15 protein-coding genes are annotated in these 18,309 nt (G+C 48.4%); 7 read left to right on the forward strand and 8 right to left on the reverse strand.

Annotated elements, in window-relative coordinates; genetic code table 11:
• Positions 1-286 precede the first annotated feature (286 nt).
• From WJM45_RS01915 to WJM45_RS01925, 3 genes are all read right to left on the reverse strand, one after another.
• Positions 287-2,077: an AAA family ATPase gene (locus WJM45_RS01915; RefSeq protein ID WP_341327316.1), complete on the reverse strand. Its 1,791-nt coding sequence runs from the start codon at positions 2,075-2,077 to the stop codon at positions 287-289.
• A gap of 699 nt (positions 2,078-2,776) precedes the next feature.
• Entirely contained in the window at positions 2,777-3,184 is a 408-nt protein-coding gene (locus WJM45_RS01920) for a type II toxin-antitoxin system PemK/MazF family toxin (protein WP_341327317.1), read from the reverse strand.
• Positions 3,168-3,368 (reverse strand): DUF2281 domain-containing protein, encoded by a 201-nt coding sequence (locus tag WJM45_RS01925; RefSeq protein ID WP_341327318.1) that lies wholly within the window; start codon positions 3,366-3,368, stop codon positions 3,168-3,170. The genes WJM45_RS01920 and WJM45_RS01925 overlap by 17 nt, the downstream gene beginning before the upstream one ends.
• Before the next feature lie 1,265 nt (positions 3,369-4,633).
• Here WJM45_RS01925 and WJM45_RS01930 point away from each other — a divergent pair.
• The 3 genes from WJM45_RS01930 (at position 4,634) to WJM45_RS01940 (ending at position 6,609) form a co-directional block, all read left to right on the forward strand.
• Positions 4,634-4,828, forward strand: coding sequence for a hypothetical protein (locus WJM45_RS01930; protein WP_341327319.1), 195 nt, complete (start codon positions 4,634-4,636; stop codon positions 4,826-4,828).
• Positions 4,829-5,372: 544 nt separating this feature from the next.
• Positions 5,373-6,302 (forward strand): GIY-YIG nuclease family protein, encoded by a 930-nt coding sequence (locus WJM45_RS01935; protein WP_341327320.1) that lies wholly within the window; start codon positions 5,373-5,375, stop codon positions 6,300-6,302.
• Positions 6,292-6,609 carry a hypothetical protein gene (locus tag WJM45_RS01940; RefSeq protein WP_341327321.1) on the forward strand — a complete coding sequence of 106 codons (318 nt, stop codon included), beginning with the start codon at positions 6,292-6,294 and terminating at the stop codon, positions 6,607-6,609. Before WJM45_RS01935 ends, WJM45_RS01940 begins: the two co-directional genes overlap by 11 nt.
• A 50-nt stretch (positions 6,610-6,659) precedes the next feature.
• Here WJM45_RS01940 and WJM45_RS01945 read toward each other — a convergent pair whose 3' ends face one another.
• Positions 6,660-7,136, reverse strand: a complete 477-nt coding sequence (locus tag WJM45_RS01945; RefSeq protein WP_341327322.1) for a hypothetical protein — start codon at positions 7,134-7,136, stop codon at positions 6,660-6,662.
• A gap of 412 nt (positions 7,137-7,548) precedes the next feature.
• The gene (locus WJM45_RS01950; RefSeq protein WP_341327323.1) at positions 7,549-8,913 is read right to left on the reverse strand and encodes a DEAD/DEAH box helicase; all 1,365 of its coding nucleotides are present in this window, start codon (positions 8,911-8,913) and stop codon (positions 7,549-7,551) included.
• A 653-nt stretch (positions 8,914-9,566) separates the two neighbouring features.
• On the opposite strand from WJM45_RS01950, the gene gmk reads away from it, so the two are divergent.
• The gene (gene gmk, locus WJM45_RS01955) at positions 9,567-10,193 is read left to right on the forward strand and encodes a guanylate kinase (RefSeq protein WP_341327324.1); all 627 of its coding nucleotides are present in this window, start codon (positions 9,567-9,569) and stop codon (positions 10,191-10,193) included.
• Between the two features lie 40 nt (positions 10,194-10,233).
• Here gmk and WJM45_RS01960 read toward each other — a convergent pair whose 3' ends face one another.
• Positions 10,234-10,626, reverse strand: a complete 393-nt coding sequence (locus WJM45_RS01960; protein WP_341327325.1) for an RNA-binding protein — start codon at positions 10,624-10,626, stop codon at positions 10,234-10,236.
• A 331-nt stretch (positions 10,627-10,957) separates the two neighbouring features.
• Between WJM45_RS01960 and WJM45_RS01965 the strand changes: the two genes are divergently transcribed.
• Entirely contained in the window at positions 10,958-12,124 is a 1,167-nt protein-coding gene (locus WJM45_RS01965) for an aminoglycoside phosphotransferase family protein (RefSeq protein ID WP_341327326.1), read from the forward strand.
• A 478-nt stretch (positions 12,125-12,602) separates the two neighbouring features.
• Complete coding sequence (locus WJM45_RS01970) at positions 12,603-14,204, forward strand: NAD(P)/FAD-dependent oxidoreductase (RefSeq protein ID WP_341327327.1); 1,602 nt, start codon at positions 12,603-12,605, stop codon at positions 14,202-14,204.
• A 287-nt stretch (positions 14,205-14,491) separates the two neighbouring features.
• Here the strand turns inward: WJM45_RS01970 and WJM45_RS01975 are convergent, their stop codons facing one another.
• Positions 14,492-15,118: a protein-methionine-sulfoxide reductase heme-binding subunit MsrQ gene (locus WJM45_RS01975; protein ID WP_341327328.1), complete on the reverse strand. Its 627-nt coding sequence runs from the start codon at positions 15,116-15,118 to the stop codon at positions 14,492-14,494.
• 142 nt (positions 15,119-15,260) lie between these two features.
• Complete coding sequence (locus WJM45_RS01980; RefSeq protein WP_341327329.1) at positions 15,261-16,436, reverse strand: FAD-dependent oxidoreductase; 1,176 nt, start codon at positions 16,434-16,436, stop codon at positions 15,261-15,263.
• Between the two features lie 260 nt (positions 16,437-16,696).
• On the opposite strand from WJM45_RS01980, the gene WJM45_RS01985 reads away from it, so the two are divergent.
• Positions 16,697-18,058 (forward strand): deoxyribodipyrimidine photo-lyase, encoded by a 1,362-nt coding sequence (locus WJM45_RS01985; RefSeq protein ID WP_341327330.1) that lies wholly within the window; start codon positions 16,697-16,699, stop codon positions 18,056-18,058.
• The last annotated feature ends 251 nt before the right edge of the window (positions 18,059-18,309 follow it).

An 18,309-nucleotide genomic window follows, 5' to 3' on the forward strand; every position in this document is an offset into this window, starting at 1 on the left:
GGATTTATTTAAAAAATCTCCCCTAGCCCCTCGGCAACTGCTCCTGCGTCGCCTAAAGCGCCTACTGTTGGTGCCCTACTTCCTGCATCCGTGCAGTCGTCTTTTTCAAAGAGGGGGACTGTATACTTACCTTGAATCACTCATTGGGTGAGCAACTTGGAAGCTATAACCAATAGAAAATGTTCGTGATTTTCGTGGACAAAATACTTTTTATAGGTTTATAAATAACGGCGAACGCTAAAACGGTGGAACCAGATACAAACAGGGTGTCACTGTCGTCTGTCAATTAATTATTGCTGATTTGCGTCGCCGCCACTTTGCGCCACAGCAAGCGCTCAAAGCCGATCGCTACTACGGCGAAACCGTGCAATTGTGCTTCAGGATAGCGTTGCTGCAGGTCGTGCATATATTCCCGTGCCTGGGATTCGGCTTCGGCCAAGCGGTCCGAGACCTTTGACAGGCCGGCGAGTAGTTCAGTAGTCGATGCGCGAACTTGTTCGGCGGTCAGTCCCGTTTCGGCGAGTTTTACGTATTTGAATTCCAAGACCAGGTCCAAGGCCTGAAACCTGCGCATGTCGGGCCGGACGATCAGGCTCAAGTCGGCATAACGCCGCCGAGTCTCGGTTTCCGAGACCATCATGTATAGATGGTCGTTGTAGAGCAAGGTCATGAATGCGACCTTGATCGTCAGTTCGTTACTCCAACGGTAATCGCGGTTGGATAGTATCGTGAAATAGCGCTGTTCGATGAAATCGCAGAGGAGCTGTAAGTCGCCGGCGGAGATGAAACGCTCGACGGCACGATCGATGTCTTCACGCGCATCGAAATCGGGCCGTAATAGGCATTCGCGCAAGCGTTCGATATAAAGCTTACGGGCAACCAAATTGGGGATAGTCAATAATTGTTTACCCAGGCCGCTTATATCGGACGAAAGAGTCAGCATCCCGAAATAGTACAACAGCGAGAGCATGAAGGTTTGATCCTTGACGCCGTGGATCATGTCCTCGACGCCGAAGCGCTCGGATAACTGTTCGACCGCCAACGGCTCGTCTCCGCCCAGGGCCTTGACGATGATATCCTCGCCGTGCGGCAATCCGGCGAGGTATTGTAGCTTGTTGCGGTCCATCGCCAGGTTTTCGTCCAGCAGGTTGTTCGGAAAGCGTCTTTGCCGCTGTAAATGCCGGCAAAAATACAGAGTTAGTGTCGGATTGTAGATACCGGATTCGGCATGTTCGCTAAAGCGGTACCCGTTATAAAAGGTGCGCAGCGTACTCATTGCGTCCTCGAATTCTGCTTCGCAAGCTGATTGCGGCAAGCACTGTACGACCAAACCCTCTACTTCCGGCTCGGTAAAGCCGCACAAATCGTTGAACTCCGGATCGAAATATATATTGATTGCCACATTATAGCCGCTGGTCATATCGCTCATCACAACCGGCGAGACGCCGGTGATAAAGACCCGTTCGAGCCCCAAACCGCCGGCCGCCGACTTGATGTTTTTGAAAACCGTTTTCAACAAACCTTCGCCTTGCAGTAAAGCGCCGTAATGGCTGTTGTTCCTCATCATGACTTCATTGGCGAAGTTGTCGTATTCGTCGATCAAAAGATAAAGAGGCCGTTGCGTTTTATTAACGGCTTGCAGCAGTCGTCCGAATGAATATAAAGCATCGTCCTCGTTCAATTTAACGTCGAGCTGATAGCGTTCGGCACAGTCGGCGATCGCCAAATTGAGATGTCCGTGAATCGCCGACTGGATAGCGTCGAGATCGCCATAGGCGGCAATCCGCGAAAAATCCCATTTCAAAATGAAAAACCGGTTCCGCAATGGCGTCGGATTACGTCCCACCGCCAAATCGCCGAACAGCTCGCCGAATGAATCGGCCTTGTTGACGTCGTAATAATTTTCCAGCATCGACAGCAACAAGCTTTTACCGAAGCGGCGCGGGCGCAAAAACACCAATTGATGCCCGGCCGCCTCGAGTTGCCCGATGCGGTCGGTACGGTCCTGATAGAAAAAGCCTTCGCGCCTGAGTCGTTGAAAGTCGGCAAGGCCGTAAGGTATTTTGAGCGGAGTCATGAGAATCAACCGGTTAACTTTAAACACGGTCATCATAAGGGTGTACGGGGAAAAACCGCAACATGGAAAACGCACAGATACGATAAGGTGAAATTTCTTCGGCGGAAGCTAGCAAAAAAAGCGGGAAATTTGGAGATAAAACTGGATAGGCTATAGATGTAGGGCGGGTTATTTAACAGTCCTCGGATGTTTGAAAGCACCACACAACAGCGTCGAAAAGTTCGGGACGGGATTGCAAATCCCGTCCCGCCTAGAGCATAAGTATCTACACAAGTTTTTATATCATAAATACAATGAGTTACAATCTGTCTTAGCACCCTCGCCTGTTGGAGAGGGTTGCGGTGGTGAGAGTAAAAACAACCACTTATATTCCCCTCATCCCAGCCTTCTCCCGCAAGGAAAAAGGGGCAAGTACTTGTGTAGATACCTATGCACCTAGAGCGGGAAAGGTCGTCATAGTATTCAATTTTCCCAGTCGGCTTAGATACGCCCATTTTGTAGCTTGTAAGGATTTGGCCACGGATCAAGCGTCAGCATTGCCGACCGCCGGAAACAAACTTGTTCCGCAAGGTTGATGTCGGCTTGTTATACTCCTATCCGGCCGACAAAGCTCATAGCTCCCGGAAGTTATTTTTGTGAAATCCTTAGAGGTTTTTTCCTACGTTTAACAAAAGAAAACGCTCATGATTCTCCAAAATATCAATACATTTTCACTAGTGAATATGTCGATTGAGGAGATTCAATTTTATAAATGGGCGTGTCATCCGAGGCGTACAAAGATGCGCAATTCAAGTTTGAACATACCGCTTGCAGGATTCGTTTGGAAGCCGTATCCGAAAGTTTGCCGATACGTTGAATGATCAACGATTGATTCAATGTCACTATTTTATCGGGACGTACATAGCTCGTTTTAGGCAAAGAGCCGAGAACGAAATCCTCGTTGTGCAATGTGATTGCATTGGCATGGCCGGGTTGTGACGTTATTTGAACAGCTAAAAAGTCGGCCTGTGTGTTGGCAGCGGTGAGAATTAAGACAGGACGCTTTTTGTGCGATGAAAGATCGGTAAACGGAAAGGGCAGTAAAACGATTTCAGACGGACGGAACATCGTTCCACACCTCGTCTTCTTCGTTGTCCCAATCGGCGAGTGAGCGCGTCTGAGCGCTCATCAAGTTTTGCCATTCAGCTTGAGCTTCGCGTTGGCGCAAGAACAACGCGAAGTCCAAAATTTCCTGCACGAGGGGTTCCGGCATGGGTTTGATGGTTTGAAAAACTTGTTCGGCAAGGTCCATATTGGCACACACCCGTAATTTAATCGTTAGTTGCCGGGATTTTAGCAAATCGAACTAAACCTAGCCAATATGCCGGTTCGTTTCAATCATACTTGTACTTAGCGGGGCGGGTTATTCAATCCGCTCTAAAAGTTTTAGAGAAGTTTGAGACATGGTCGAAAAATTTATGACGAGGTTATAAATCCCGTCACGCTCAAGTAAACCCAACAGTTGCAACACCGTCCTGCGCAGATAATTTTCCTTTTCTTCCCTGTGATTATAAAAATGGCGCCGGACTGGTCAACGTTATGGCGTTAGACCGAGCATCGGCAATTTGGAAAACGTATTGCAATAATAAAAGGGTGGGTTGAAAAAAACTAAACCCGCCGAACGTCTTGGTTAAGCTGGACAATGGTCAAAACGTTCAGGACGGGGTTACAAACCCCGTCCCGCTGAGGGTAAGCTTCGGCTCTTGCCCAAGCTCTGCTTCCCGAAGCAGGCAAGCAGAGTTTGCGAGTAAACGGACTTTTTGAAGTCAAATCCCCTGCGGGACGGGTTATTTAACCCGTTCCTAACGTTTTGACTTGCTTCGGCCGCGTTTGAAAGGTTTCGGAAGGTGTTATAAACCCCCGTCCTGCCAAGGCGAGTAGTTTCTTTTTAGGTTTAAATGTGTGCTTTCCCTGATCTTTCCGAGGTCTGCCCCTCATCCTTCCTTGGTGTGATCTATGCGATAGTGAGCCGCGCAATGAAATAGGCGGAAAAGAGAAGGGTAAATGACAAATGTAAGGATTGGCCACGATCGTCATGATTAGGCGGAATAATTGACTAAACGGGTCTATTGAATTAAGTTGGCGACTAGGTGCCGGTACTGAGGCAAATTCAAAAATATCAATCTTCCAAGCAGGTATTTCTCCACCATGAGCATAACCGAACTTCATAAATTGCCCGCCATTGAGAAACTGAAGATATACCCATCGCAGATAAAAATTCGGCACCAGGGTGTCCGTCAAAGGACGCCGTTAATACATCCCTGTAGGCTCTATGCCAGCTCCATGCTGGCAAAGCCTTTGCCGCACACCCTGGCGCCTCCTCAGGCACTGCCGAAATTTGAAGTGCGAAAGGTATAATTGAAGAACTTCGGAGCGATTTGGTAAATGACGAAGCTAGTCTTCCAAAGCTGTCTTGGCATGAAATCGAACTCAAAGAAACCGAAAAAAAGTTTCAATCTGATAGAATCGAAATACTGGATTGGCGACAAGCAAGAAAGAATTACGATCCCAATTTAAATGAAAATCCGAATTCTTCGTTCCGCTGTCGAAGACCTTGCGGCGGCTAGTGAGTTTTATGATCGCCAAGAAGCGGGTGTAGGAGACGACTTCTTCGATAGTCTTTTTGCCGAAATAGATTCTTTGACGATATACGGTGGAATTCATTCAGTGCATTTAGGGTTTCATCGATTGTTGGCAACGCGTTTTCCATAGGCTGTTTACTACAAAATTATCGATGACAACGCCATCGTTTTTCGAGTTCTTGATTGCAGACGCGATCCCAAAAAGCTTCATAAAGCCTTTGAAGGCATCGATAAACAATAATCAGAATAATTGATTTATTGGTTTCTTGTTGTTTTGAATTTGTACAAAACGAGTTTTAGTCCGGGGCGATTTTGAATGGCATATCTGCGAGGAAAGCAGTGAGATAATGCAAGGGCGAACGTTTCGGGTCTAGATTAGTAGCATTGTTTGCAAATTATCAAGGTAAAACAGTAGTTACCAGACTGCCCTTGCAAAAAAACTATTAATATAGACCCTATTGTCTCTGAGCAGCGGTGCATGGACTGCGTTGCTCATTTATCTTGCCTTTTTCATCCCTGTGGGCAAAGCAAGCGTATAAACTCGACGCATAACCCGGCAGTCCACACGGACGCTGCGAGATAAAGCCGCGCAGCGCCGGTAACTTCTGCGATAGCTTTCTCGGAGAGAATGGATGTATTCCACGAAATATGGAAAGACAATTAAATTATTTCTGATGGATGCAGATCCTGATGGAAGGATGGTTTGCGAGCTATCGAATTGGAACGGCAAAGCTTATCGAATACCACGAGGAAAGGTTAAAGATTGCTCCGACAGGCAAGATTTAAAAGGGACTTCTGTTTATCTCTTATTTGGTCGTGCTGAATCCTCAACTTCAAAGCCGAAAGCATATATTGGCGAAGCTGAAAACGCCTATTCTCGTCTCGTTCAGCATGTGTCTGAAAAGGAATTTTGGAATGAGTCCGTTGTATTCATAAGCAAAGATGAAAACCTCAATAAGGCTCACATCAAGTATCTGGAATCCCGCCTCTATGAAATTGCCACTTCCGCAGGAAGGTACGATATTCAAAACGGGAATACTCCGACGCGAAGTTCCATTTCTGAGTCAGATCAGGCGGAAATGGAAGAATTTATTGAATATATAAAAATCCTAATTAACACAATGGGGTTTAAAGTCTTTGAGCCTCTGATTAAAGCTGATTCGAATACCCAGGAGCCAGATGAGTTTTTCTTCGTAAAAGGTGCCAGAGGCGCAGATGGTCGCGGAAAAAGGACATCGGATGGATTTGTTGTATTTTCTGGTACCAAAGTAGCTGTTGATACCGTTCCCTCATTCCCAAAGGGCTTCAATGCTCTTAGGGATGAGTTAATTGATAATGAAATTATTGTCAAAGAAGGTGCGGATCTGGTTTTAGTATCTGATTACCTTTTTAGTAGTCCATCGGCGGCAGCCGCCGTAATCATGGGACGGAGTGCAAATGGGTTAATTGAGTGGAAGAACTCCAAGGGCAAGGAATTGAAATCTGTTGAAGAGACAGAAATATCAAAAGCTAACAAGTCAATGCAGCCGACCGCTGACGCGTCGGCTGATTGCGGCGTTGGACACTTACTTGAATCGAACTCAAGGAGAATTTATGACACGTAGTGAAAGAGCAATGCAGGTCATCGCAGCGGCAAATAATCGCCAAACATTAACGTATGGCCATCTCGCTGAGCATCTTGAGTTTGAAGGCGCGGGCGTTTTCGCACAGATTTTGGGTTGCATCATGAATTACTGCGCCGAAAAGGACTTGCCGCCACTAACGTGCTTAGTCGTCAATCAAACTACTGGCCTGCCAAGCCAGGGGTTAACCACTATCGCAAATCTTCCCAGAGATAGAGAGGCGGTATACAACCACAATTGGTTTGCAATGCATCCAGTTCAAATATCTGAATTTGAACCATATGCCTAACGAGGCGTTGCAGTGTAGGTCCCCACTGAACTTGGCTTTATGCTTTTCATTTATGGATTGAAACCTTTTTCCTTGACTCTAACCCAGGCGCCGGATTCCAGATGCAGCAGAAAGAGCTTGCCGATGTAATAGACGAGCAGGCCGGAAACGGCAGGGCGAAGTAACAGCGAGCCGGTCGATACGGAAATGGGGGTGTAGCCTCTGACGTATTTGATTAGGTAATGGCTAATCCAGTCGTAATGGGCGCCGCCAAGTATCGCCGTGACGGTGATTTTGATTTGATGATCGGAAAATGACAGGCCGTAGATTTTGCAGAGGTCGTCCATTAGTTTTGCCAGTAAGCCGCCGACTGCAATTTGGCCGGCTAGGGGGCCGGGAATAAAGCCGATGCCGCTTGCGATCAAGGTATATTTATTGAGTACCCGTTGCGCCTTTGCTTTTTTTGCCGAGCGGTTTTTTCGGCGGGGGAGTTGGTTAGGTTTGTAGAGTGGAATTTTTTCGTTATCGGGAGTATCTGTTACAGCCATTGTTTGTTCCTTTTGGGCCCGTTTTTCAGAGGCTCTTAAGTAGTAAAGAGTCTTTTGAGGTCCTTTTTAACAGTTAACGTTAATGTTCTGCAACTTTGTAGTTCAACGGAATCGGGTTTGCCTGGCAAAAATATGATGGAGTGTTGGAATCTGAATTGTCAGCACCGATTTTCGGTGAATTGTGGGAACGCCTCTATGATACGCGGAGTATACATGTTCGCAGTCAGAGTCGGCACTCCCATTTTTGGTCTCCCTTTTTAAACGGCACAGATTGACTTTTCGTTCAGCGGATTAATCGAGCTGGGTTGAGCGGAGTCGAAGCCAATCGCCTTGTTCGCTTCGACTCCGCTCAGCGAACAAGGCTCAAACCGTCCCGGCTTAAGTGGGTAGCCCCATTTTTTAACGAATGGTGTTAAGCACTGAGACGTCGTTGCCCTGAGCGTCCTTGTTGCGGGCGGCCTGAGCCGGAATTTGCTCCGTTACCGCGGCGTGGTTTACTACGAGCAGGCTTCGCTGCTTGGCGCTCGCTCGGATTGCCGTTATTGCGTTGACCGTTATTTCGGGCATCATTCCCGGAGCGAGGCGAACGCTGCTGGCGTTGCTTAAAGACCGGTTCGGGTTTGATGGTGGGGTCAGGTTGGAAGCCTTCGATTTCGATTTTGTTAATGTCGCGTTTGATCAATCGTTCGATGTCACGCAAGAAGTTGTGTTCGTCGACGCAAACCAGCGATATGGCTTCTCCGGCATTGCCGGCTCGACCGGTACGGCCGATCCGGTGGACATAATCTTCCGGTATATTGGGAAGTTCGTAATTGACGACATGCGGTAATTGGTCGATATCCAACCCGCGCGCAGCGATGTCGGTTGCAACCAAGGCGCGTATCGCTCCGCTTTTAAAGTCGGCCAATGCTTTTGTCCTTGCGGCTTGACTCTTATTTCCGTGAATCGCGGCCGAGCCGATTCCGTCGCGTTCGAGTTTTTCGGCGAGTTTGTTGGCGCCGTGTTTGGTGCGCGTGAAAACCAACACCTGTCGCCAGTCCTGGCTGCCGATTAAATGCGACAAGAGTTCTTGTTTGCGATTACGGTCGACCGGATGAACCGTTTGAGCCACGGTTTCTACGGTCGTATTACGACGCGCGACTTCGATTTGCTCCGGTTTATGCAACAACCCGTTAGCAAGTTGACGGATTTCATCGGAGAACGTTGCCGAAAAGAGTAGGTTTTGTCGGCCGTCGTGACCGTTTGGCGGCAGCAACGCAAGAATTTTACGGATGTCGCGAATAAAGCCCATGTCGAGCATGCGGTCGGCTTCGTCGAGCACCAGTATTTCCAGTTGCGATAAGTCAACGGTTTTTTGTGCGATGTGATCGAGCAGACGGCCCGGAGTCGCGATCAGGATATCCGCGCCACGCCGTAATTGCGCGATTTGCGGGTTGATGCTGAGGCCTCCGAAGATTACCGCAGATTTTAACGGTAAATATTTTCCGTAAGTCTCGACGCTTTCGCCGACTTGAGCGGCGAGTTCGCGCGTAGGCGTTAGGATCAGTGCTCTTACCGCACGTCGATTACTTTTGGATTTTTGGGTGTGCAGCAGGTGCAACAAAGGTAATGTGAAACCCGCGGTTTTGCCGGTACCGGTTTGTGCGCCGGCCAGAACGTCACGCCCATTGAGAATTGCGGGTATCGCTTGACGTTGAACAGGTGTTGGCGTGCTGTAGCCTTGTTCTGAGACAGCACGGACTAATTCGGCCGCTAGGCCGAGTTCGGAAAATAACATATTGGAAAATGCTCCTGGAATGGCCTACCCGGGAATGCCCTGGGTCAGTCTAGGCGGGATTCGCATAAAGTGAAGAAAATCGAAGTGTACCGGGGAGGTGACCGCGAGGTGCGGCGCAGACTGAAGTGCGCCGGAATTAGCGGCATTGTATCAGACCTGCTGTTATTAAGCCGTTTTTTTTAGGGTTATCTTTTGCTTGGGCGCTTTTTGTGTGGTGTTGGTTGAAATTATTGAGTGTACGGTTTATCAGAAACTCTACTTATCGTAGATGAAAATTCGGCCATTCTCGTTTCGACGCTCTACGTTCATCGTTATGCATAAATGGTAGGGTACGCTACGCGTACCTAAGGTCCGAAACCCTAGCCAGGTCAAACTACAAGGGTTTGGATTAATATTGGCGGGGTCGCCATGGTACGCACAGCGTACCCTACAGAATTCCCGTGATTGCGGGATGTTGTCATCGCGCTAAACGGCCAACAGCGTATTTCAAAGAGATGTGTATAACGGCAAGCGCTGGAGCATGGAAAAGATAGGGGTCTGAGCAATTACTCGGCAGGAGTTGCCATGAGTTTTTTCCTAAGTTTCCCTAGAAAGAATGAACAACATATAATGCTCAGCTGAATGCATCACTTTTATTTTATACACTTTGAGTCATGACAACCGGCAATCTCTATATCATTTCCGCACCTTCAGGGGCTGGTAAAACCAGTTTGGTTAAACAGTTAACGGCGGAACTCGACAAGCTGACCGTTTCGATATCCCATACGACGAGGCAGCAACGTCCCGGCGAAACCGACGGGCAGGATTATTTTTTTGTTTCGGTCGACGAGTTTAAGACAATGCTTTCCGAGCAGGCATTTCTTGAACACGCACAGGTGTTCGATAACTATTATGGAACCGCTCGGCGGACCGTTGAGGACAGCCTTAATCAAGGGGTCGATGTGATACTCGAAATCGATTGGCAAGGGGCGCAACAAATTAAAAAAATGCTGCCGGATTGTATTGCTATTTTTATCTTGCCGCCTTCGGTTAGCGTATTGGAGCAGCGCTTGCGTAATCGAGGGCAGGATAGCGAGGAAACAATTGCTCGGCGCATGCGCGATGCGGTGACGGAAATGAGCCATTACGGCGAATACGATTACTTGATTGTCAATGATGTGTTTGAACGCGCACTGAATTCGTTAATAAGTATCGTCGTTTCACATCGTTTCCACATCGATAAACAACGGGAAGCATTGCAGAGTCTGTTACAGGAGCTATTGAGCCGGGACCAAAAATGATAGCTCTCGGCTCAATTGCCGCAAATCTTTCGAAAGTTGGTTACGGTTCAAATGGCATTTCTGCGACTTCCAGTGTTTTGCGGCGCCTATCGCCTTTTCTTCGGTCTGCAAATGTAATATCGGAATGGTTTTTTCTGAGCCGAGGATCGTTTTGCCAACAGCGGTGAAAATATTCACGCACGATAATCATTTTTCCGTTAATTGGTTGTTTGTTGAGCTTTTTTATCACTCTTGCTCCGGCCGAGTCGGGTTCGATTCTGACTAGCCCGTGAAATTCATGGGTGTTACGAGTGCTGTCTGTTATTTGTAATATTTTTATTGTGTTAATGTAGCCTTTCTTGGTAAACAATCCTCCGTTCAGTGCCGGCTCGATGAATGATTTGATTTCAAATTTGTTGGTGTCAGACGGAATTCTTCTCATAAAAATGATCATGTCAGTACCACATGTTGCTTGTTATTTTGAAACGATCCAGTGATTTATCTAGTAGCGTAAGGATTTGAAATAGTTAAGTAAGTTATATTCTCGGCTACTAAGTTTAGCGATTTTAGGGGGCTCGCTGAGCGCTCTTTGTTTCCGGCTTAGGGCGTTAGCTTTAAACCGCAAATTAACACCATTACTATTCACCTGCAACTGTGTTATGTGGCTACGAAAGCAGAAAAAATATCTATCAACCAAGATTGGATATAATCCTTTTTGGTTCGATTTCTTTTATTTTGTTCCACTCAGAGCGTCTAATATTTATCCTTTTTCAGTGTAAAGTCACATGCATGAGATAGCGTCTCGGTTTACGCAATCGGTTATCACCCAAATCAGCGATTTGGGTAACGGTCTAATCAACGATACTTTTTTAATCGATACGGTATCCGGGCGTTTTGTTTTGCAACGGATCAATAGTCGGGTTTTTGCCGAACCTAAGTTGATTATGACCAACTTGACCGAACTGAATACCTATATAACGCAACAAGCTGAATCCGACCTTAAGCTGCGTATTCCTGCTATCGTCAAAACAATTTCCGGTCAATCTTATTATCAAGATGCGCGGGGTGAGATCTGGCGAGCGCTGCAATATCTCGAAAATACGATGAGCTTCGAAACGGTCGAAGACATTAAGCAAGCCGAGCAAGCAGGATTTGCGTTAGGTTATTTTCATCGTTTAGCCGGTGGATTGAGTGTTGATCGTTTGCACGATACCTTGCCCGGATTTCATATCGCGCCGGCTTATTTACGGCAATATCAACAAGTTCGTCAGAAGGCGGCAATTCAAGATTCATCAGAGGTTCGGTATTGCGCTGATTATATCGAGAGACGACAAGCGTTACCGGAAGTGTTGGAAGAGGCAAAAAAAAGAGGAGTATTGGCCGAGCGCGTGATTCATGGCGATCCTAAATTGAATAATTTTTTGTTTGACCGCGATACGCATCGGGTTATCAGTCTGATCGATTTAGATACCGTCAAGCCCGGTCTGGTCCATTACGACATAGGCGATTGCATCCGTTCGTTATGCCATATCGAAAGTTCCGACGATTTCGATACGGCGATTTGCGAAGCGGTGTTAACGCATTACTTGACCGAAACGCGAGCGTTTTTTACCGAGCACGACTATTTCTATCTTTATCCGGCGATACGGCTGATTCCATTTGAATTAGGTTTGCGGTTTTTTACCGACTATTTGTCTGGCAATGTTTATTTTAAAGTTTCCGAACCGGAACAAAATCTAAGGCGGGCTGTAGCTCAATTCCGATTTTGCGAGAGTATTGAGCGGCGGAAGACGGCGATTGAAAAAATCATAAAAAAACTGGCTCCGACCCTGAGGTATCATAAGCGCCAACTTAGCGCTCATTCTATGGTGCATTTGCCGCTTTATGAAAAACAACACCGGTTCCGAGGAGGGTGCGGTTGCTCGACCGACAGGCGTCGGCGGCAGGGATAGCCGCCGCCGAGCCTACATGGACGTATTCACGGCGTCCTATCGGGCGAGTGACCGCATCCACCACAGTTTGCACTTTCATTTGCCTGGCGATTGCCGGGCCTTCATGAACGTTACTTAAGTTGGCGCCAATGCCCTGAGGTATCCCCACGAAATAGCCAAATAAAACAATTTTTTGGCTGTAAACTGGTTGATAGATATATAAATTTTTTTTTATCGTTCCTAAGTTCTGCGTGGGAATGCATCCCGGGACGCTCTGCGTCCCCAGAGGTCGATAATGCCGACAAGAGCTACGCTACACTCACTATGGTTTCTCAATCCAATTGTCCGCCGCAGTCGACGCAGAGCGTCTAAAGCGGCATTCCCACGCAGAGCATGGGAACGAGCGTTTTGAGGGGAGCTCCGACCGCTTCGAAATTTCAAGTGCGAAAATGATATTTATGAAATAATCCGCGGCTTTAAATCATCTTGCCTAAGTAGCATGCTGCGACTGACCGAACTAAAATTGCCGCTCGATCATCAACCGGACCAACTGAAAACCGCGATTATCGAAAAATTAGCCATTAAACCTTCCGAGCTACTGAAATTTACGATATTTAAACGCAGTTATGATGCCCGCAAGCGCGGCGCGATCATGCTGATTTATTCGGTGGATGTCGAAACCACGAAAGAAGCGGAAATTATGCAGCGTTTAGCCAAGGATCCGCAGGTTCGTCCGACGCCGGATATGGCTTATCGCTTTGTTGCGAAGGCGCCCGATGGTCTGACCAAACAGCCGGTTGTTATCGGTACCGGGCCTTGCGGCTTGTTTGCCGGTTTGGTTTTGGCGCAAATGGGATTTCGGCCGATTATTCTGGAGCGAGGTAAGGCGGTGCGTGAGCGGACTGTCGATACTTTCGGGTTGTGGCGTAAGCGAGACTTTAATCCGGAGTCGAATGTGCAGTTCGGCGAAGGCGGTGCCGGTACCTTTTCGGACGGCAAACTCTATAGCCAAATCAAGGATCCGGGCTATCGCGGTCGTAAAGTTTTGACCGAGTTCGTCAAAGCCGGTGCGCCGCCTGAAATACTCTATGTCAATAAACCGCATATCGGTACGTTTAGGCTGGTTTCAATGGTTGAATCGATGCGCGCCGAGATTGAAGCCTTGGGCGGTCAAATTCGTTTTCAAAGCCGGGTCGAGGATGTCGAAATTGACAATGGTCAGGTCAAGGGCGTAGTGCTTGCCGGAGGTGAGCGTATCGATACCGAGCATGTCGTGTTGGCGGTTGGTCACAGTGCGCGGGATACTTTTGGCATGCTGTATCGACGGGGTGTCTATATCGAGGCCAAGCCGTTTTCTATCGGTTTTCGGATCGAACATCCTCAATCGATGATCGATCAATGCCGTTTCGGGTCGCAGGCCGGACATCCGTTATTGGGTGCGGCCGATTACAAATTAGTGCATCATTGCCGTAACGGTCGCGCAGTGTATAGTTTTTGCATGTGCCCGGGCGGTACGGTGGTCGCGGCAACCTCGGAGCCTGGTCATGTCGTGACCAACGGTATGAGCCAATATTCGCGCAACGAACGAAACGCCAATAGCGCGATCGTCGTCGATGTCGCTCCGGCCGATTTTCCCGGCACCCCTTTGGCCGGGATTGAGTTTCAACGCCGATGGGAGCGAAAAGCTTTTGAATTAGGCGGCGGTAATTACGATGCGCCGGGGCAATTGGTCGGCGATTTTTTGGCGGGCCGGCCTTCCACCCGTTTAGGTTCGGTATTGCCGTCCTATACGCCGGGGGTGCATTTATGCGATTTGGCATCGGCGTTGCCGGATTTTGCGATCGAGGCGATCAAAGAAGCGTTACCGGCATTCGACAAACAAATCAAAGGTTTTGCAATGCATGATGCGGTATTGACCGGCGTCGAAACAAGAACGTCTTCGCCGATCCGTATCAAACGGGATGAGAGCTTGCAAAGCCTGAATACTCAGGGTTTATTTCCTGCCGGAGAAGGGGCCGGTTATGCCGGCGGCATTCTGTCTGCGGCCGTCGATGGTATCAAGGTGGCGGAAGCGGTCGCTTTGGCAATCGTTAATCCTTAGGAATATGCACAAAATAACTTATGCAAGTAGTAGGCTTTGCGGCGGTTCGGTGACTCGCTTGACAGGACGCCATGAACCCAGCACCTAAATTATCCAAGTTAATTAACCATAGCCAATGGGCTATGGAGTTTAGGTGCTGGGTGAATACGTCCATCTAGGCTTGACGGCGGCTATCAGATTGCCAGGGATGGCATGAATGCAGATTTTGCAGGAGCAAAAATCTGCCCTGCCGCCGACACCTGTCAATCGAGCCACCAAACCCCCTTCCGACAGTTGTCTAAGTTATTTCATGTTCGTTCCTTAACGGCTTCAGTTTTGCTGGCGGTAGTTTTTTTGTTGTTCCTGACAACGCCTCGGATGACAAGCAATGCTAATAAAATGAAACCGTAAAACAAAGGTCGTGTCAGGTCGGCTTTTACGGTCAAGGCGAAATGCAAAATAGCGAGTAAGCCGATCACATAGACTGCGCTGTGCAGTTTTTTCCAGTTTTTCCCGAGTTTTCTCATCATGTTATTGGTTGATGTAACGGCCAACGGGACGAGCAGGAGATAAGCCAATAAACCCACCATTACAATGGGACTGTTGTAGAGGTCTTCAATAATTAGAGCGAAGCTGAAAGAATGTTCGAAGCCGATGTATATGAGAAAATGCACCGAGCAATAGAAAAAAGTGAACAAAGCGACAATGCGTCTGTATTTTTGCAGGCCGGGTTGTTTAAATAGCATTTTAGCCGGCGTAAATGCCAGCGTAATCAGCAGAAACCTTAACGACCAGATGCCGCTTTCTTGCGCCAGCGCTTCGACCGGGTTAGGACCCAGTGAGTCGGTCAATGCGTTCCATAGCATCAGCAGCAAAGGAAGCAGAGCAATTACAAAAATGATGCATTTTCTTTCGAAGGTCGATAACTTAGTCATCCGACCGCCGATTTCGGATATCCGTGATTATTCATGGGGCAATCACCGGTTGGTTTTTGTTTTATTTTGAAGCCTATCTTAATCGTGGCTTAATAATTAACTTACCACTTTAACGAGATAAGACAACAGTTATCCCGTTCATTTAACCGATATAGCTATCCACGCCGGAAAGCAAAAGGTCGTATTGTATTTCAGTCGTTTCCTTGATCAAGTAGGCCGGCACGCCTTTAACGATGTTGTTGGGGTTACCGACCCAACCGACCGCATCTGAAGGGCCAAGGCTCAATACATAGCCGATATCGCGGTGCATGTAAGGTAAACAAAAACGCGTCAACCCGGCTTCCAACAGAATGTTTTTGGCTGCGGCGCGGCCTTTACGCAGAGCCGATTGAGCCGTCATCGAGTTCGACCCCATCATGTCGTAATGCGAACAATCGCCGGCGGTAAAAATCCGTGTCAGTGTTTCCTTGCCTAAGCGGATTTGTCCTGAACTATTGGCATGCCATAGCGTCTGCGGTTTTTTTCCGGTGAGCAGCAAGGTTAGCTGCGAATCCGAAATATCACGATGTTCGCCCTGTTTATGCACCAGGCACGCCATTTGTTCGGCGCTACTTTCAAAACGCCACTCCGGCATGAACGCAATACGCTTTTCGATCATACGTTGTTCGACATAATCGCCGAATGCATGCGGAAATCGGCCCAGCAATTTTGCATGCGCATCGTACACATTCAGCCGAAAATCGGCATGCATCGCTTTTAAGACATGGTCTATTTCAAAAGCGAACTGTATGCCGGTTGGGCCGCCTCCAATAAGATTGATCGTTTTTTCCGGTCCGCCATTGCTAACAAAGCGTTCAAGAATTTCGGCCCCTGAATTCAGTGTCAATGCGGTCAGATCATAAAAATTAGGCCGGCGAAGCGGCGTACCGGAAGAGGCTCCGGTAGTTATCAGCATAAAATCGAAGGGCAGCATTTCCGTGTCGGTCTTAATAGCCCGTTGATCTTGCCAGTCTTTTAGCCGGTTTTCATCGATATCGAGGGCGTATTGCCGATGGTCGAATTGAAAACGTTCGGCCAATGTCTTATAGGAAATGCGAATGCTTTCTAGAGGCCTATGTATGGTTTCGTGTAGTCTCGTGATGATCAAGTGCCAAGGCTTCGGGTCGATCAACGTGATGCGTGCATCGGGAGTCGCTTTTCTCAGCGTTATCAAGGCCGACAAACCCGCATAGCCACCGCCGACGATGACGACATGTAACGGGTGGCCGCCTTGGGTTTCGGAGCTGTCAATGGTGTCGTGCGTGGCAGTCGTATTCATGGTTTTGCTGGCTTAGGAAGTCCGGGTTGCTGAGTCACTGCTATTAACCCCGTCATTCCGCCATGGATTGGCGGAATCTAGTGCCATGGATGGCAAGCTTTTGAGGCACATTAGAGCCTGAATTCAAGCATTACTTGCTTCGGTGACGGCTTAACTTAACGGTAGCAGTAGGTTACTGAGTTCGAAGTATATATTATCGCCCGAGACTGGCGTTCGAAAAATTTAAGGATAGACTGGCGAGCAGAAAATAATATTGCCAAATGATGACTTGCTATAACAAATCACTTTATGTCGTTCGCCGCGATATGCGTATCGATGACAACACGGCTCTCAATGAGGCATTGCGCTTGTCGGAACAAGTGCAGGCTTGTTTTATCTTCGATCCGTCTCAGATTGATGAGCATCCTTATCAAAGTAGGCCGGCGCTGCAATTCATGCTACAAAGTCTGGACGATTTACGGGAGCAATTTCGAGAGCGCGGCGCATGTTTGACTATTGTGCGCGGCGAACCCGAGAAAATAGTAAAAAATTGGGTGCTTGCTTGCGGTATCGAGGCCGTATTTGTCAACCGTGACTACACGCCGTTCAGTCGGCATCGCGATTATCGTTTGCAGCAAGTTTGTATCGAGCTCGACATCGCATGGCATTCATGCGCGGATGTGCTATTGAACGAGCCGGAACAGTCCCTCAAAAGCGATGGCTCGGCTTATAAAGTATTTACCGCTTTTTACAATAATGCGCGAAGGATTCCTGTCGGCTTGCCGCAAACCTTGGCGGAGGGCAGTTTTTGCGCGCCGCCGGAATGCCCGTTGTACGACTACGAGCCGCTCAAAACGAATGACGGTCCGAACGTGCGGGGCGGGCGTCGACAGGCGTTGGCAATATTCGATGCCCTGGAAAACATTAAAGAGTATCAAAACCGGCGGGATTACCCGGCTTTGGCCTCGACCAGCATGTTATCGGCGCATTTGAAATTCGGCACCGTTTCGATACGCGAAGCTTTCTATGCCGTACAATGCGTGTTGGGTGACGATCATCCCTTGCTGCGTCAATTTTACTGGCGCGATTTTTTTATGCATATCGCTTACCATTTTCCCGAGGTATTCGGGCATGCGTTCGTGCGCAAATACGACGCATTGCCGTGGCGAAATGATCACGCACAGTTTTATGCCTGGGCCGAAGGAAGAACCGGTTTTCCGATCGTCGATGCCGGGATGCGCGAATTGAATCGAACCGGTTATATGCATAACCGTGTGCGGATGATTACCGCGTCTTTTTTAGTCAAGGATTTGCATATTAGCTGGCGCTGGGGCGAGCGTTATTTCGCGCGGCACTTGGTCGATTACGATCCCTGCGTGAATAACGGCAACTGGCAGTGGGCCGCGTCGACCGGTTGCGATGCCCAGCCTTATTTCAGAATTTTCAATCCTTGGTTGCAGCAGCAGAAGTTCGATGCGGATTGTGAGTATATTTACCGGTGGATACCCGAATTACGCCCGTTCGCACCGAGTATAATTCACCGTTGGGATAAAAAGTTTGCGGCCTGCGACTATCCGAAACCGATCGTCGATCACCGGCTAGAGAGCGAAAAGGCCAAGGCGATGTTTCGCGGGATTGAATGAAACGGCAAATTGGCGTTACTGTGAAAGTTCGTAGATTCGGACTCTTTATCTAATTTTTTGATAAACGTAGCTCGGCAGAGCAAATGCGGGCTCCGACGAGGGTGCGGTTGCTCGACCGACAGGCGTCGGCGGCAGGGAGCCGCCGTCGAGCCTACATGGACGTATTCACGGCGTCCTGTCGGGCGAGTGACCGCACCCAGCCGCCCCTCGCACTTTCATTTGCCGGAGCGATTGCTGGGCCTTCATGAACG

This window comes from Methylotuvimicrobium sp. KM2 (assembly GCF_038051925.1).
Taxonomy (GTDB): domain Bacteria; phylum Pseudomonadota; class Gammaproteobacteria; order Methylococcales; family Methylomonadaceae; genus Methylotuvimicrobium.

Bases quoted from the DNA above. Each gene is read 5' to 3' on its own strand.
- WJM45_RS01915 (WP_341327316.1), bottom strand. From the start codon at position 2,077: ATGACTCCGCTCAAAATACCTTACGGCCTTGCCGACTTTCAACGACTC.
- WJM45_RS01920 (WP_341327317.1), bottom strand. From the start codon at position 3,184: ATGTTCCGTCCGTCTGAAATCGTTTTACTGCCCTTTCCGTTTACCGAT.
- WJM45_RS01925 (WP_341327318.1), bottom strand. From the start codon at position 3,368: ATGGACCTTGCCGAACAAGTTTTTCAAACCATCAAACCCATGCCGGAA.
- WJM45_RS01930 (WP_341327319.1), top strand. From the start codon at position 4,634: ATGAAAATCCGAATTCTTCGTTCCGCTGTCGAAGACCTTGCGGCGGCT.
- WJM45_RS01935 (WP_341327320.1), top strand. From the start codon at position 5,373: ATGGATGCAGATCCTGATGGAAGGATGGTTTGCGAGCTATCGAATTGG.
- WJM45_RS01940 (WP_341327321.1), top strand. From the start codon at position 6,292: ATGACACGTAGTGAAAGAGCAATGCAGGTCATCGCAGCGGCAAATAAT.
- WJM45_RS01945 (WP_341327322.1), bottom strand. From the start codon at position 7,136: ATGGCTGTAACAGATACTCCCGATAACGAAAAAATTCCACTCTACAAA.
- WJM45_RS01950 (WP_341327323.1), bottom strand. From the start codon at position 8,913: ATGTTATTTTCCGAACTCGGCCTAGCGGCCGAATTAGTCCGTGCTGTC.
- gmk (WP_341327324.1), top strand. From the start codon at position 9,567: ATGACAACCGGCAATCTCTATATCATTTCCGCACCTTCAGGGGCTGGT.
- WJM45_RS01960 (WP_341327325.1), bottom strand. From the start codon at position 10,626: ATGATCATTTTTATGAGAAGAATTCCGTCTGACACCAACAAATTTGAA.
- WJM45_RS01965 (WP_341327326.1), top strand. From the start codon at position 10,958: ATGCATGAGATAGCGTCTCGGTTTACGCAATCGGTTATCACCCAAATC.
- WJM45_RS01970 (WP_341327327.1), top strand. From the start codon at position 12,603: ATGCTGCGACTGACCGAACTAAAATTGCCGCTCGATCATCAACCGGAC.
- WJM45_RS01975 (WP_341327328.1), bottom strand. From the start codon at position 15,118: ATGACTAAGTTATCGACCTTCGAAAGAAAATGCATCATTTTTGTAATT.
- WJM45_RS01980 (WP_341327329.1), bottom strand. From the start codon at position 16,436: ATGAATACGACTGCCACGCACGACACCATTGACAGCTCCGAAACCCAA.
- WJM45_RS01985 (WP_341327330.1), top strand. From the start codon at position 16,697: ATGATGACTTGCTATAACAAATCACTTTATGTCGTTCGCCGCGATATG.